Source organism: Segniliparus rugosus ATCC BAA-974 (genome assembly GCF_000185725.2).
Lineage (GTDB): Bacteria > Actinomycetota > Actinomycetes > Mycobacteriales > Mycobacteriaceae > Segniliparus > Segniliparus rugosus.
Genome location: NZ_KI391953.1, coordinates 916110 through 929955, shown reverse-complemented (window position 1 = coordinate 929955; position 13846 = coordinate 916110). Strand labels below are relative to the sequence as shown.

The 13846-nt window shown below is 70.7% G+C and carries 12 protein-coding genes and 1 pseudogene; 6 read left to right on the top strand and 7 right to left on the bottom strand.

Going from position 1 to position 13846, the window contains the following annotated elements:
• Positions 1 to 234: 234 nt before the first annotated feature.
• On the bottom strand, positions 235 to 2010 hold the full coding sequence (locus HMPREF9336_RS17385) for a hypothetical protein (protein ID WP_156920291.1): 1776 nt from the start codon (positions 2008 to 2010) through the stop codon (positions 235 to 237).
• Here HMPREF9336_RS17385 and HMPREF9336_RS17380 point away from each other — a divergent pair.
• Together HMPREF9336_RS17380 and HMPREF9336_RS04525 are read left to right on the top strand one after the other, a co-directional pair.
• Positions 1964 to 2617 carry a hypothetical protein gene (locus tag HMPREF9336_RS17380; protein ID WP_007469450.1) on the top strand — a complete coding sequence of 218 codons (654 nt, stop codon included), beginning with the start codon at positions 1964 to 1966 and terminating at the stop codon, positions 2615 to 2617. The two genes, HMPREF9336_RS17385 and HMPREF9336_RS17380, sit on opposite strands and share 47 nt — an antisense overlap.
• A gap of 80 nt (positions 2618 to 2697) precedes the next feature.
• Positions 2698 to 3300, top strand: coding sequence for a class I SAM-dependent methyltransferase (locus HMPREF9336_RS04525; protein WP_007469448.1), 603 nt, complete (start codon positions 2698 to 2700; stop codon positions 3298 to 3300).
• 19 nt (positions 3301 to 3319) lie between these two features.
• On the opposite strand, the gene eccA is transcribed toward HMPREF9336_RS04525, so the two are convergent.
• Positions 3320 to 5149, bottom strand: coding sequence for a type VII secretion AAA-ATPase EccA (gene eccA, locus HMPREF9336_RS04520; RefSeq protein WP_007469446.1), 1830 nt, complete (start codon positions 5147 to 5149; stop codon positions 3320 to 3322).
• A gap of 48 nt (positions 5150 to 5197) precedes the next feature.
• Positions 5198 to 6049, bottom strand: a complete 852-nt coding sequence (locus HMPREF9336_RS04515; protein WP_007469444.1) for a class I SAM-dependent methyltransferase — start codon at positions 6047 to 6049, stop codon at positions 5198 to 5200.
• Position 6050: 1 nt separating this feature from the next.
• On the opposite strand from HMPREF9336_RS04515, the pseudogene HMPREF9336_RS04510 reads away from it, so the two are divergent.
• Positions 6051 to 7233, top strand: a pseudogene (locus HMPREF9336_RS04510) (glycosyltransferase family 4 protein).
• A 1-nt stretch (position 7234) separates the two neighbouring features.
• Here the strand turns inward: HMPREF9336_RS04510 and HMPREF9336_RS04505 are convergent.
• The 3 genes from HMPREF9336_RS04505 to HMPREF9336_RS04495 all read right to left on the bottom strand — a co-directional run bounded on the left by HMPREF9336_RS04505 (position 7235) and on the right by HMPREF9336_RS04495 (position 10513).
• Positions 7235 to 7852, bottom strand: a complete 618-nt coding sequence (locus tag HMPREF9336_RS04505; RefSeq protein ID WP_007469440.1) for a DUF6226 family protein — start codon at positions 7850 to 7852, stop codon at positions 7235 to 7237.
• A 9-nt stretch (positions 7853 to 7861) separates the two neighbouring features.
• Entirely contained in the window at positions 7862 to 9397 is a 1536-nt protein-coding gene (locus HMPREF9336_RS04500) for an FAD-dependent monooxygenase (RefSeq protein WP_007469438.1), read from the bottom strand.
• A gap of 162 nt (positions 9398 to 9559) precedes the next feature.
• On the bottom strand, positions 9560 to 10513 hold the full coding sequence (locus HMPREF9336_RS04495) for a GlxA family transcriptional regulator (protein ID WP_007469436.1): 954 nt from the start codon (positions 10511 to 10513) through the stop codon (positions 9560 to 9562).
• Between the two features lie 29 nt (positions 10514 to 10542).
• Here HMPREF9336_RS04495 and HMPREF9336_RS04490 point away from each other — a divergent pair, with 29 nt between their 5' ends.
• Genes HMPREF9336_RS04490 through HMPREF9336_RS04480 form a run of 3 tightly spaced genes read left to right on the top strand, consistent with a single transcriptional unit; the run spans position 10543 to position 12364 of the window.
• A complete protein-coding gene (locus HMPREF9336_RS04490; protein ID WP_021030099.1) occupies positions 10543 to 11346 on the top strand; it encodes an HD domain-containing protein in 804 nt (267 codons plus the stop codon).
• 38 nt (positions 11347 to 11384) lie between these two features.
• Positions 11385 to 11966: a hypothetical protein gene (locus tag HMPREF9336_RS04485; RefSeq protein ID WP_007469434.1), complete on the top strand. Its 582-nt coding sequence runs from the start codon at positions 11385 to 11387 to the stop codon at positions 11964 to 11966.
• Complete coding sequence (locus HMPREF9336_RS04480; RefSeq protein WP_156920290.1) at positions 11963 to 12364, top strand: hypothetical protein; 402 nt, start codon at positions 11963 to 11965, stop codon at positions 12362 to 12364. Before HMPREF9336_RS04485 ends, HMPREF9336_RS04480 begins: the two co-directional genes overlap by 4 nt.
• Here the strand turns inward: HMPREF9336_RS04480 and HMPREF9336_RS04475 are convergent.
• Positions 12336 to 13664: a phthiocerol/phthiodiolone dimycocerosyl transferase family protein gene (locus tag HMPREF9336_RS04475; protein WP_021030098.1), complete on the bottom strand. Its 1329-nt coding sequence runs from the start codon at positions 13662 to 13664 to the stop codon at positions 12336 to 12338. The two genes, HMPREF9336_RS04480 and HMPREF9336_RS04475, sit on opposite strands and share 29 nt — an antisense overlap.
• Positions 13665 to 13846: the final 182 nt, after the last annotated feature.

Here is a 13846-nt window from a genome sequence, read left to right as displayed (position 1 = left end):
CCTCGCCTCCGGCCGGGAAAGGCTTCGCCCGAACCGCTGCTCGTCGCCGTACGGCGACGAGCAGCGGTTCGTTTTGCGACCGGGTTGCCTCCCTCACTTCCTGAGAATGTAACGATTCGGCGAATGCAACTTAACAAAGGGTAAATAAAAGTCGAGAGAATAGAGCCGAGCCGCTGAGCGAACGGACAGCCCGACTGAATGTTCGATCTGGGGTTCAGACCCTCGCGCCGTCAGTCAACGCCGCCACGCCACGACTCCGGCGACACCGCCTCGCACACCCCCTGGGAGTTTCTTCATGCGTCTTCCGCGCAAAAAACTGGACGTTCCATCCCCGCTCAAGCTCAAGACGATGAAGAACCGCCCCGGCGCGGTCGGCGGCGCTGTGGGTGTCCTGTCGGGGATCACCGCCCTGACCGTCGGACTCGCCTCGATGACCGAAGCCGGCGGAGCACGAGCGCTCCGCGCCCCTGCTGCTCCCGCGTTCGCGTCTTTCGGCAGCAAACAAGGAGCGGACGGACGCTCGTTCCGGCTCATCGACGAGCACAGCGGCTCCTCCGCAGGCGGCGGCGGGTCAGGCTCCAGCGGCTCGGGCTCCAGCTCCGGCGGCTCGGGCTCCAGCTCCGGCGGATCGAGTTCTGGCAGCGGCTCAGGCTCCAGCTCAAGCGGCTCGGGCTCCAGCTCGGGCGGGACTTCAAGCGGCAGCAGCTCCGGCGGATCGTCTTCTGGCAGCGGTTCAGGCTCCAGCTCCAGCGGCTCGGGCTCCAGCTCCGGCGGATCGGGCTCCAGCTCCAGCGGCTCGGGCTCCAGCTCCGGCGGGACTTCAAGCGGCAGCAGCTCCGGCGGATCGTCTTCTGGCAGCGGCTCGGGCTCCAACGGCTCGGGCTCCAGCTCCGGCGGGACTTCAAGCGGCAGCAGCTCCGGCGGATCGGGCTCCAGCGCAAGTGGTTCAGGCTCCTCTTCCAACGGCGGCTCGACTGCTAGCTCCGGCGGAGGAACGTCCTCGTCTTCTAGCGGTTCCACCTCGAGCGGTGGCGTGAGCGCCGCCGAGCGCGCGGCAGGCGGCTCGGCTTCCGGCTCCACCTCAGGCACGAGCACCGGAACCACCGGTTCGACCAACACCGGCACGACCAGCACGAGCACCGGAACCACCGGCGCCGGTTCCACCTCGACGGGCGCCACTTCGACAGGATCGACCTCGACCGGCACGACCAACGCGAGCACCGGAACCACCAGCGTCGGCACGGGCGCCACTGGAACCAGCGGGTCAAGCGGCTCCAACGCTTCCTCGGGCAGCAGCATCAGCGGCGGCGTGAACGCTGCTGAAAATGCGGCGGGAGGGGGCAGCACGAGCGGAGCCACCTCGGGCACCAGTAGCTCCGCTTCGAACGGTTCGACCAGCACCGGCACGACCTCGACCGGCACGACCAACACGGGCACCAGCAACGCGAGCACCGGTACGACCAACACGGGCACCAGCACGACCTCAACCGGCACCACCAACCCCGGCACCAGCAACGCGAGCACCGGCACGACCTCAACCGGCACCACCAACCCCGGCACCAGCAACGCGAGCACCGGCACGACCTCAACCGGCACCACCAACCCCGGCACCAGCAACGCGAGCACCGGCACCAGCAACGCGAGCACCGGCACCACCGCCAACACCGGCACCAGCACGACCTCAACCGGCACCACCAACCCCGGCACCAGCAACGCGAGCACCGGCACGACCAGCACCGGCGCGGGCACCACCAGCGTCGGCACGACTAACACCGGCGCGGGCACCACCAGCACGGGCGCGACGAGCGTCGGCTCCGCTTCGACCGCCGCCACGGCAGGCGCCACCGGCGGCGGCTCGACCGCGAACGCGAGCGCTCCGAGCACCGGCTCGACCGCGAACGCGAGCTCCACGGGCTCGACCGGTTCGGATCCGTTCGGCCTCGGGCAGGCGGTCCACACCACGGTGAACGGCCAGGTCCTCGGCGGCCAGATCGGCCAGACCCTCGGCAACACCTTGGGCGTCGATGCTGGTTACGGCGTGGTCGGGGCGGGCATCGGCGGGGCCATCGGCGGCGCGGTCGGCGGCCTCTACTCCACCATCGGCACCACCATCGCAGGAGCCCAATCCGGCGCGGCGGTCGCAGGACCCCTCGGAGCCATCGCGGGCGGAGCCATCGGCCTCGGCCTCGGCCTCGGCGTCACCGCCGTCGGCACAGCGGTCGGCGTCTACAACGGCATCGTGCACGAAACCCCGATCGGCGCGGGCGGCACGCTCCTCGGCGGCCCTGCCAATAACACCAGCGCCTTCGGCCTCGACGCCGCCATCAAATCCACCGCCGCAGCTGGAGTCAACGGCGGAGCGCTTGGCACTCAGATCGGCCTCGGCGGCATCGTCTCCATCCCGGTCAACGCCCTCGGCGGCACCATCAGCGGCGCGATCCAAGGAGCCCAAGACGGCGCCGCCGTCGGCTCCGCCGCTGGCAACAGCCTCGGCACCATCGGCGGAGCGCTCGGCGGCATCCTCGGCGGCGGCATCGGCCTGGCCGCAGGCGGAGCCCTCGGCGGATTCAACGCCGCCTACGGCACCACGCTCGGAGCCGACTTCGGCAGCAAATAACCCGCCCCCGACCAAACCGGTTGTGGCCGCAGTCTCAGACTGCGGCCACAACCGGTTCCGCCTGCGACTAAGTTTGTGATATGGCTTACCGTCAGCTGCTGTTCCGGACCATGTACCTCCTCGGCTTCACGCCGTGGGACGGACATCCCTTGCCGGAGCGGCTGGCCGAACTGGTCGATGGCGACGGGGAGCGTCCCGCCCTTGCCCCCGGCAGGGCACTCGACGTGGGATGCGGGACCGGGGACGCGGCGATCTACCTCGCGCGGCGCGGCTGGCGCGTCACCGGGGTGGATTTCACTCCGAAAGCGCTGAGGCTCGCCCGCCGAAAGGCCGCCTCGGCGGGAGCGGACATCGACTTCGTCCACGCGGATGTCACCAAACTCCGCGAGAACGGTCTTCAGCCAGGCTTCGACCTGATCGTCGACTTCGGCCTGCTACACGGCGTGGACGACAAGACCCGGGCGGGCTATGCCCGCGAAGTCTCCGCGCTCGCCGCTCCCGGCTGCACGCTCCTGATCGTCGGTTTCCTCCCCGGCCAAGGCAAGCCGGTGCGCGGCATCAGCCAGACCGACCTGCTGGCCTCCTTGGGATCGGACTGGTCGCTCGTCGGGGCGGGCGACGGGCGGCGGGGTCCGCTCCGGACGCAAGGCACTATGCGCTGGTACGAGCTGCGCCGGGCGTAGATCGCCGCGAGGGGGCCAGCTAGAGCCGGTTGGCGGAGATGACGCTGACCACTGCGGCCCGCAGATCCTCGGCGGTGATGCTCATCAGATCTGTCTCGGTCAGATCCGCCGGGTCGACGTCGCCCTGGGTGAGCCGGAATTCTCGCTCTTCCTCCGCGGCCTCGATGACGTTGCGGACGAAACGACCGTTGCCCGCGAGGTCGACCAAGCGCATCTCCTGGCCGCTCGAAGCGATCTTCGTCTGGTCGTACAGGCGCTGGGTCTGCGTGATGAACTCCTGCATCGCGTCGGGCGTGATGATCGCGTCCCGGCGCTTGGCCTGGAACTCGGCGATCTTCCCCAGTTCCTCGGGGGTGTACGAGTCGAACCGGATGCGCTTGGCGAACCGGGAGGCGAGACCTTCGTTCCCGGCGAGGAAGCGGTCGATCTCGTTGTCGTACCCGGCGATGATCACCACGAGCCGGTCGCGGTCGTTCTCCATCCGGGCCAGGAGGGTGTCGATGGCCTCCTTGCCGAACGCGTCGCCGCCGGACAGGCCGCTTTGGAGCAGGGTGTACGCCTCGTCGATGAACAGCACGCCGTCCATCGCGCGGTCGATCAGGGCGGTGGTCTTGATCGCGGTGGAGCCGAGGTGCTCGCCGACGAAGTCTTTCCGGCTGGTCTCGAGCACGTTCGCCGTCTTCAAGAGGCCAAGGCCGCAATAGATCTTCGCGACCACGCGGGCGATGGTGGTCTTGCCCGTGCCGGGAGGCCCGGTGAAGGCGAGGTGCTGGCTCTTCGCCTGGCCGCCGCCGAGCCCCTTCTCCGCGCGCAACCGCGCCATCTGCACGGTGGCCTGTAGTCTCGCGACCTGCTGTTTGACCCCGGTCATGCCGATCTGCAGATCGAGCTCCTGCTGCGCCTCGGCGAGGAGGATCTCGTTCTCGGCGGAGCGCTTCTCCTCCTCCTTCGCCTCCTCTTCCTTCTTGATCTCCTCCTCCGACGGCGCGGAGGCGGGATCCCACCGGTTGGCGCGCAGCGCGATGCGCTCGGGGCTGGTGGTCACGATCCGGAAGGTCGGCTCCTGCATGGCCCGCTTGTTCGCCTCGAACTCCGGGGCCTCGGCGTAGATCCCCTCGAAGATAGCGCGCGCCTTCTCGGCCTCGCCCTGCTCGCGCAGCACCAGGCCCCGGCTGTATTTCGCGGCGATCCGCGCCGCCGGGATCACCCCCGCCTCGGCCTGCTCCAGCCGCTGCACCGCTTGGCTGAACAGACCCAGCTGCGCGCAGGAGGAGCCGACCATGAGGTGCGCGCCGGACGCGAGGAACTGGTCCGTCCAGCCCGAGGACTCGCGCAGCGCCACCAGCACGTCCGGCCACAGCTGCGTGCCGTAGTACAGGAAGCCGGTCATGTAGTCCACGATGGCGAGCTTGCCGCCCGTGCGCTCGCGCAAATCTTTGAGCAGCCGCTCGGCCTCGTCGTAGCTCTGCTCCCGGATCAGGAGGGCGGCCTTCGCCAGCTGGACCTCGTTCCAGTCCGTGAGAGGGTAGTCGATGTAGAGGCCCGTGGAGAACCGCCCGCCAAGCGTGCGCGGCGGCAGGCCGAGGCGGCGGTGCTCCGCGAACAGGTTGTGGTCCCCGTTCTCGTACAGCCGGTTGACGACCTCGGGGGTGGCGACCTCCTTCGCCTCGGCCAGCATGGCGGCGAGGCCGAGCCACGCGTCGCTCATCGTCGGATCCTGCCGCGTGGCCAGCTCGAAGGCCTTGCGGGCGTGGGCGGGGTCCCTCGGGGCCTCCTGGCCGTCGATGGGGATGCCCAAAGAGAGAATGCCGATGTCGAAAGACCTGCGGGCCGCGCGCGTGTCGTACAAGGTGCCCCCATATGCCGGACGTGGACGAGTTAGGTATCGGAGCACATTCTAGCCGTGCAGACCAGGGCGCGCAGCCCCAGGTCCGGGCCCTCGCCCGTCCGCGCGCTTGCCGACCACGAGGAGCAGATTGCTCACAAGGATTTCCCGCAGCCCCGGCAGGCGGACCATCCACCACGCCCAGCGCGGGTGGTACCTGGGCAGCGCCGCGAGCAGCGTCGCGCCGGGCGGCAGCCGCCGCGCCCACTCCAGCCCGGCAGCCGCGCTCACCGCGAACAGCGAAGTCCCGAACAGGTTCTTCGGCGCGTGCCCGTGCTTGCGCGCGTATCGGCGCGCGGCGTACCGTCCGCCCAGCCAGTGCCACCGGCCGGTCTCGTGCCCGCCGAACGGGCCGAGCCAGACCGTGTAGGAGAAGACGACCAGCCCGCCGGGGCGGGCGACGCGCAGCAGCTCGTCGGCCAGCCGCCACGGCTCGGGGACGTGCTCGCCCACGTTCGAGGAGGCGACAAGGTCGAACGTGCCGTCCTCGAACGGCAAGCGCTGCCCGTCGCCGTGCACCACCAGCGCCCCCGCCGCCATCGCCTCGCGGCACCCTTCGGGGTCCGCGTCCACCAGCACCGAGCGTTCCACCAGGTCGGCGAGCGCGGTCGCCGAGCGCCCTTCCGCCCCGCCGACGTCCAACGCGCGAAGCGTCGATGGGTCCGTTTCCGGCCGCCAGGCCCGCCAGGCCGCGAGCAAGATGCGCACCCAGTCTTGCGCGAGCGGGTCGTAGAACTGGTCCGGATCGGAAGACTCGAACCGGAAGGCTCGCAGAAGGCCGAACGACCTGCGCAGCGTTGCGCCCTCGGCGAGGGCCGACCTGACAGCATTCTGCCAGGTCTTTGCGTTAGGCTCGGTGACCATTATGGCTCAGCTTACCCAAGTCCTGCTCTTGAGCTGGCGGGATACCACCCATCCGCAGGGCGGGGGAGCGAGCAGTACCTGGAGCGGGTCGGCGAACTGCTCGCGCAGGAGGGGTCGAAGTCGTCGTGCGCACCGCGCGCCATCCCGGCTCGACGCGCTCGCAGACGCGCGCGGGCATGCGCTTCTCCCGAGGCGGCGGCCGGCTCACGGTCTATCCCAGGGCGTTGGCCGCCCTGGCCCTGGCCCGGTTCGGGGTCGGCGGCCTCGCCGGATTCCGTCCGGACGTCATCGTGGACACCCACAACGGCATGGGGTTTTTCGCCCGGCTGGCGACCCGCGCCCCTGTGGTCGTCCTCGTGCATCACTGCCATAAGGAGCAATGGCCGGTCGCGGGCCGGCTGCTCGGCAAGCTCGGCTGGTGGCTCGAATCCACCGCGTCGCCCTGGGTCCACCGCCGCGCCCAGTACCTCACCGTCTCGCTCCCCTCTTTGGAGGGGCTGGTCCGGCTCGGCGTGGGCAGGGAGCGGGCGGCGGTGGTCCGGGCCGGAGTCGACCAGGTGCCCGCGAGCGTCCCTGTCGGGGGCCCCGAGACGCGCGACCCCCGCCCGACCTTGTGCGTCCTGACCCGCCTCGTGCCGCACAAGCGGGTGGAAGACGTGCTGGAAACCTTGGCGGAGCTGCGCGCGGGCGGGCTCCCCGAACTGCGTCTCGACGTCGTCGGGGACGGCTGGTGGGCGGACAACCTCAAACGCCGCGCGCACGAGCTGGGCGTCGCCGACGCGACCCAGTTCCACGGCAGGGTGAGCGAGGAGCGCAAGCACGAGGTGCTCTCCCGCGCCTGGCTGCACGTCATGCCCTCCCTCGCCGAGGGCTGGGGGCTCGCGGTGATCGAAGCCGCCCAGCACGGCGTGCCCACGGTCGGCTACACCGGCAGCGGCGGGCTGACCGACTCCATCCTCGACGGGGTGACCGGAATGCTGGTGGACAGCCACGAAGAGCTTGCCGCCGCCGTGCGCGACCTGGTCTGCGACCACCGGCTGCGCGAGGCGCTGGGCGAGAAAGCACGTCGGCGCGCGCGCGAATTCAGCTGGAACCAGACCGCGGACGGCGTGCGCCGGGTTCTCGAAGCGGCGATGCGCGGCGACCGGGTCTCGGGCCTGGTCGGGCCCGCGAACGACCAGTGACCTAGCCCTCGGCGCGGAGCGGCCACGACTGCCAGCGCCCGTCTGGCAGGCCGCGCAACCGCGCCGCGTCGGCCTCGAACGCGTCGTCCGCCTCCACGACCTGCCAGCCCGACCCTGCCCCTTCCATGCGGTACCCGACCGAGGGTTTGCCTTTGTGCGGCCCCTCGTGCTCGATCATCTCGACGAACTTGCCTGCCGCAGTCCCCAGCGCCCATGTCTCCAGCGCGTCCGCGCAGTCCTCGAACGGCTCGTCGCACGCGTCGCAGCCGCACCACGGCAGCATCACGCGCTTGCGCAGGCCCGCCCCGATCTCCACGCCGGGGAAGTCGGCGTAGCGCAGCGTCAGACGCGCCCCGTCGGGGTTCGTCGGCACGAGTTCGACCGTGCGCTCCCCAGAGGCCGAGACGGTCTCGACGGCTTCGACCTGGTACTCCCGCAGCAGATAATCGATCAGCTCGTCTGCGACCAGATGCAGGGGCGCGAACCGCTCCAAGTTGCCGGCCTGCGAGTACGTGCCGTCCGGCGGGGAGCCCTCCCATCGGTTCCCGTAGTCGATGGTGGTCCCCGACGCGTCGAGGAACACCATCGACGGGACGTCAGGACGGCGGTATGCGCTCATCCCCGGAACCTAGCATTGCGCGCCGAACCACCGGGCGAGCGCTTCGCGCAGCGCGGGCGCGGCCACCTCGGCGGGCTCGCCCACCGCCGAGGCCCACGCGACATGGGCGTCCGGGCGGATCAGGAGGGCGTCGGCTGGCCGGTCCTCGCACCGCGCGGCGAACGTCTGGACCCTGCCCCGCCACGCCCCGGCGACCTCGCGCAGCTCCGGGCGGCCGGCGAGGTCGAGGAAGACCGGGCGGGCGGGCCGCATGAGCTCCGCGACGCTGGTCGGGCCCGAGCCGGCGGCCAACGCGAGGTCGGGCGCGAAGGTTCCGGCCAACGGATGGCGGCCGGGGTCCGGCGACGGGTAGCGGATGTCCGAGCCCGCGATGAGGGAGCCGATCCGCCGTAGCGGCTGCTCGTCGGCGGTGACCAGTTCCAAGAAGATCTCCCGCAGCGCCTCGGAAGCCTCGTCGTGGCCGCGCCGCAGCGCGACCTGTGCCTGGGTGTGGCGCAGCGTGCGCGCGTTGGCGAAGCGGCGCTCGTCGTGGTAGCTGTCGAGCAGCCCGTCCGGGGCCCAGCCGTGGACGCAGGCCGCGAGCTTCCACGCGAGGTTGACCGAGTCGAGCATCCCCGCCCCCAGCGCCACGCCGCCGGAGGGGAACTGGTGCGCGGCGTCGCCCGCCACCAGGACGCGCCCGGCCCGGTACTGTTCGACGTGCCGGGCCCCGAACGTGAAGCGGGTCAGCCGGGTCGGCTCCCCGAGCGGCAGCTCCGCGCCGAGCACGCGGCGGATGCTCGCCCGCAGCTCGTCCAGGGTCATCGGGACGTCGTCGTCGTAGTCGTGGTCCTCGTCCTCGCTCGTGTACACGCCCAGATCGCCCGGGGTGTACGACGCGACGGCGAAGACGCCGCGCTCGGTCTGGGTGTAGCCCGAGCGGAGCCTGCCGTAGCCCGCCACGTCGTAGTCGCCGTCCTCGCGCAACGTCACCGAACTCGGCATCGTGGTCGACGCGAGCCGGTTGACCTCGGGATAGGTGGAGCCGGGGAACGCGATGCCCGCCAGCTCGCGGACCCTGCTGCGCACCCCGTCGCAGCCGACCAGGTACCGCGCCCTCGCCTGGTACGGCCCGTCCGGCCCGAAGACCTGCGCGGTCGCCCCCGCCTCGTCCTGGCGCAGCCCGACCAGCTCGTGCCCTCGCCTGACCTCGGAGCCGAGCTCGACGGCGTACTGCTCCAACAGGCGCTCGATCTGCGGCTGGGGCAGGAGCAACGCCTCCATCGGCGGCGGGCCCGACAGCCTCGTCAAGTCGATGTGCAGCCCGCCGAACGGGAACCGAGGCTCGGGGCGGCCCATCTCGCTCGCCGCCTCGAAGCGTTCGAGCACGCCCCGGTAGCGCAGCAGATCCAGGATCCGCCCGCCCAGCCCGCCCGCCTTGGCCACGGCCCGTATCTGCGGCTGCCGCTCCAGCACCAACGGTCGCGCCCCTGCGAGGCGCAGCTCCGCCGCCAAGATCAAACCGGACGGACCCGCCCCCGCGACAATCACGTCGAATTCGGCCACACACCGCTCCTCTCTGCGCGAATTTGCGACTGGGCCAGCGAGTATGCACCTCGTCCCGGCCTTGCCACAAGCCCCCCTCTGCGCTCTATAATGAGAGTGGGAACGGGCGGGGCCTCCTTTCTCCCGCAGCTTTTCCCCGCAGTTTTTCCCCGCAGCGCGCGCCTAGCGCCGGAACGCCCGACGGTACGCGCTCGGCGTGGTCGCGGTCGCCTTGCGCAGATGCGCGCGCATGGCCGTCACGCTCCCGAAACCGCAGTGCTCGGCGATGGACTCCACGGCGAGGTCGGTGTTCTCCAAGAGCGCTCGGGCGCGGGCGACCCGCTGGGCGTCCAGCCAGCGTTTCGGCGTGGCCCCGACTTCCTCGCCGAAGCGGCGGTTGAACGTCCGCAGGCTCATATGGGCCCGCCTCGCCAGCGCGGCCACGTCCGCGACCTCGGCGAGGTGCTCCGCCGCCCAGCTCAGCGTGGGGCCGAGCCCGCCCGCGCCCCTGCCGAAGTCGGCTGGCGGGATGAACTGCGCCTGCCCGCCGTCGCGGTGCGGGGCCATGACGTTCCACCGGGCCAGGTCCGAAGCCGCGGCGGCCCCCATCTCCCGACGCACCACGTGCAGGCACAAATCCATTCCCGCGCACAGCCCCGCCGAGGTGAGCACGTCGCCGTCGTCCACGTACAGCGCCTCCGGGCGCAGGTCCACCAGCGGATACAGGCGCCGCATATCGTCGCAGTACTCCCAGTGCGTCGTCGCCGGCCGCCGGTCGAGCAGCCCCGCCGCCGCGAGGACGAACGCGCCGATACAGATGCTGACCACCACTGCGCCGCGCTGGTGGGTGTCCCGCAGCGCGGCGAGCACCTCGTCCGAGGGCGGGAAGTCGTGCGGGGCCCGGCCCGGCACGACGACGACGTCGGCGGAGCGCAGAGCGTCGAGGCCGCGCTCCACCTCGATGGTGAAGCCGTCCGGGGTCCAGACCGTCCCCGGCTTCTCGCCGCACGTCACCAGTTCGAAGCCGCCGGACTCGCCGCCCCTGCCCGGTCCTCTTCGAAACATCTGGACGGCGCACGCCAGGTCGTAGGTGATGACGCCGTCCAGCGCCAGCGCGGCCACCGTTTTCAGCCCCATGCCCCATTATGGCATGAATCCGAGCATGAATGGCATTTCTGCCAATGGCCGTCCCGAGCGCGCTCGGCTTGACTGATCCCATGACGACAACCGACCTGAACTGGCAGTGGGCCGCGCGAACCGGCGGCGAACTCGGGACGGCCCAGCGGCGCGAGCTGCTGCGGGCCCTCGCCCGCGCGTTGCCGGGCTTGGTGAGCGACGTGGTCCGCACCAAGCTCGGGCGCAGAGGCCAGGGCAGGGTCGCGTTCGGGTCGATCAGAACGCCCGACTCGGCATTGGCCCTTGCCGCCGAACAAGAGGCCAGGGACTGCCTGTCCCCGCACGTGCTCGAACACAGCTACCGCACATACTTCTTCGGGAAGGCGCTGGCCGAACTGGACGGCGCGCAGGTCGACGACGAGCTGGTGTACGTGGCGAGCCTGCTGCACGACCTGCAGCTGGAGGATCCGACCCCTGGCCGGTGCTTCGCAGTGGTCGGCGGCGAGCGCGCCGCCCGGTTCGCGCTGGCCCAAGGAGCCTCGCCCGCCCGCGCCGAAGCGGTCGGCGCGGCGATCGGCGCGCACATCACGCTCGGGGCCAGCGACGACCTCGGCGACCCCGGCGGTTTCGTCTCCGCAGGCGCGGGGACCGACGTGTTCGGTTTCCGGATGTCCGAGCTCGACTCCGCCTGGGTCGACGAGCTGCTGGCGCGCCACCCCCGATTGGGCTTCAAGCGGCGCATGGCCGAGGCGTGGGCGGCGGAATCCGCCGCCGTCCCGAAGGGCCGGGCGGCGTGGCTGACCCGCTACGCGGCGTTCCCGCTCTTGATCAAGCTCGCCCCGTTCGAGGAATAGCGCGCTCCTCGGACCGCCCCGCCCAGTAGGCTGTGCCCATGGCAACCGAACAGCGGCGCGCGCGGCGGACTGCGGCGCTCTTGGGGGCCTGCGCCGTTTTGACCGCCGGCTGCGACATCGGCGCGGTGGACCGCCACGACTTCAACCGCCTGGCCGAAGAGCGCGGCGGCGGCCTTGTCTCCGCTCTCCCCCAGGAGGGGATCTCGGCGCTGCGGGCCGCGCTCGGCGTCTCCGATTTCGACGTGGTCGGCGTCCTCCTCAGCGCGTCCGGGCAGCGCGCCGATTTCCGCGTCCGCCAACCCGGACGGCCGGATCGCGAGGACTCCTACAGCTACGCGCAAGGGAGGTTGAGCGCCCCGAGGCCGGTGCGCGTCTCGGCGCAAAGCGCCGCCTCCGCCAGCGTTTTCCCGATCAGCCAGCTGACCGCCTTCGACCGGGTCGAGGAGATCGTGGACACCGCGCTCGCGAAGACCGGGTTCGAGGACGGACGCGTCACCTCCATCTCCGCCGACCTCGTCGGCGGAGCCATCCAGGTCGCCGCCTCGGTCGACTCCCCCCGCGCCGCCACGACCGTGCTCTTCGACAAGGGCGGATCGTTCGTCGAAGTCAAGCCGTGGTGAGCACGCGCAGAGGGCCGGACTGGCGCTCGAAGCTGCTCGGAGTCCTCGCGCTGCTGGCCGTCTGCGGCTTCACCGTCGCCGTCGCCCAATGCGCCACCATCGCGATCTGGCCGGGCGAAGCCGCGTTCACCGGACCGCTCTTCTGCGCCAGCCCGTACAACGAGGCGATCGTCGTCGCGGACACCGAGAGCTATCCGGGCGGCACGGCCACCAACTACACCTTGATGTGCGTCGGAGCCCGAGGGCAATACCGGGACGCGGGGTTCCTCCTGCCCTGGCTCACGCTCTGGGCCTGCCACACCGCGCTCGCCTTCGCCGCGACGTCCGTCGCGCTGGCGCTGCGCCGCGCCCGACGGGCCAAGTCCGAGGCTACATCCGCATGGATTCCAGATCGCTGACCTCCGCGATGGCTTTGACGAGCCTGCCGACGATCTGATCCGCCTCCTCGCCGTCGCGCCCCACCAGGTACAAGCTGATGCTGAGCTTCCCGCCGTACGTCACCACGACGTAGGAGCGCTCTTGCACGCTCGCCTGGGGACTGGCCGTCTCGCCCGCCGGGGCGGCGAAAACCATGGCCTCCATGTCGTCCACGACCACGCCATCGGGCAGCGGCAGCGGCGGGAGCGCGCCCACGTTCGTGATGAAGATCCGCGCGGGCTCCGCGCCGTCCGTCCCCCTCGCCTTCAACGCCGTCCCAATGAACTTGGAGAGGAGCAAGACGCTCTGCGGCAGCAGGCCTTTCTGCAAGTCCGCCGCCAGCTGGTCCCCGACGTGCCGCGCCCAGACCTCGGGGCTCTCGCTCCGCGACGCGGGGAAGACCGCGACAGTCGCCCCGGCGAAGTTGGTCGCGTCCGTGACCGCCACCGGCGGGTAGACCCGGTTGCGGATGTCCACCGACGAGCGCAGCACGACGAGCCGATCCTCTTCGGAGTCGCTGAGCGAAAGCTCGACGAGCACCGTGGCCGCGGACAAGAGCGCGTGCAGGCTCACCCCGTGCTTGCGCGCCATCTCCACGAGCGCGGCGGTCTCCTCGTTGTTCAGCAGCACCCTCCGGTTGATGATCCGCAGCGCGCCGAGTGCCTCGCCCGAGGAAGCCGCCTGGCCGCCGGCCTGCGCAGGAGGCGGATTGAGCAGCAGCTCGGCGACGTCGTTCTCGTACAACTGCCGCAGGAAATCGCCGAACGGGATCGGCCCGTGCCCGCGCTCGGCGAGCAGCTCCTCGGGGGTCCCCGGCAGCGCGAGCGGCTCGCACGAGTCCGGCGCCTCGCCCCGTGCCGCATCGGTGTAGCGGCTGAACAGCTCGAACATGTAATGGATGAAATGCCTGCCGTCCATGAGCGCGTGATGCCCGACGCACGTCACCCGGAAGCGCTCGCCCGCCGTCACGACGCGCACCCCGAACGCCTTCCCGTCCGTCAAGAAATGGTCGTCGTCGCCGATCGGGGCGTCGACGTCCCCAGGGCCGAACAGGAAAACCGGCTCGCCTTCGGGTTCCGCCGAAAGCTCGAAGCCCGAGGCGCCCAGTCGCACTTGCGCGCCGAGGACCGGGTACTTCGCCCGCAGCGCCACGAGCGCCTTCCGGAACGCCGACTCGTCCAATTGCCCTCGCCCTTGAGAAACGATGCCGAGCGTCATCCCGAACGCCGCCATCGTCATCTCGAATCTCGACAACGGCCGCGAGGCCGCATCCTGCGCCATAACGTTTCCACCTTCTTCCCGAGTCGTCTGGCCGGTCTCCCACAGATTTATGACCATGGATTTATGACCGTCGTAATTTCAAGTGTTACTTCTTTGTTTCATCCGAATCTGAACCAGGACTCTCGCGAAGATCCGGGCCGATGAACCGCACCACAGTCGGCAGAACCTTGCAGGAAACCACC

What these genes read in the sequence shown, in the direction of transcription:
- HMPREF9336_RS04525 (WP_007469448.1), top strand. Translation starts at nt 2,698, where the DNA reads ATGGCTTACCGTCAGCTGCTGTTCCGGACCATGTACCTCCTCGGCTTC.
- HMPREF9336_RS04515 (WP_007469444.1), bottom strand. Translation starts at nt 6,049, where the DNA reads ATGGTCACCGAGCCTAACGCAAAGACCTGGCAGAATGCTGTCAGGTCG.
- HMPREF9336_RS04505 (WP_007469440.1), bottom strand. Translation starts at nt 7,852, where the DNA reads ATGAGCGCATACCGCCGTCCTGACGTCCCGTCGATGGTGTTCCTCGAC.
- HMPREF9336_RS04495 (WP_007469436.1), bottom strand. Translation starts at nt 10,513, where the DNA reads ATGGGGCTGAAAACGGTGGCCGCGCTGGCGCTGGACGGCGTCATCACC.
- HMPREF9336_RS04490 (WP_021030099.1), top strand. Translation starts at nt 10,543, where the DNA reads ATGGCATTTCTGCCAATGGCCGTCCCGAGCGCGCTCGGCTTGACTGAT.
- HMPREF9336_RS04485 (WP_007469434.1), top strand. Translation starts at nt 11,385, where the DNA reads ATGGCAACCGAACAGCGGCGCGCGCGGCGGACTGCGGCGCTCTTGGGG.
- HMPREF9336_RS04475 (WP_021030098.1), bottom strand. Translation starts at nt 13,664, where the DNA reads ATGGCGCAGGATGCGGCCTCGCGGCCGTTGTCGAGATTCGAGATGACG.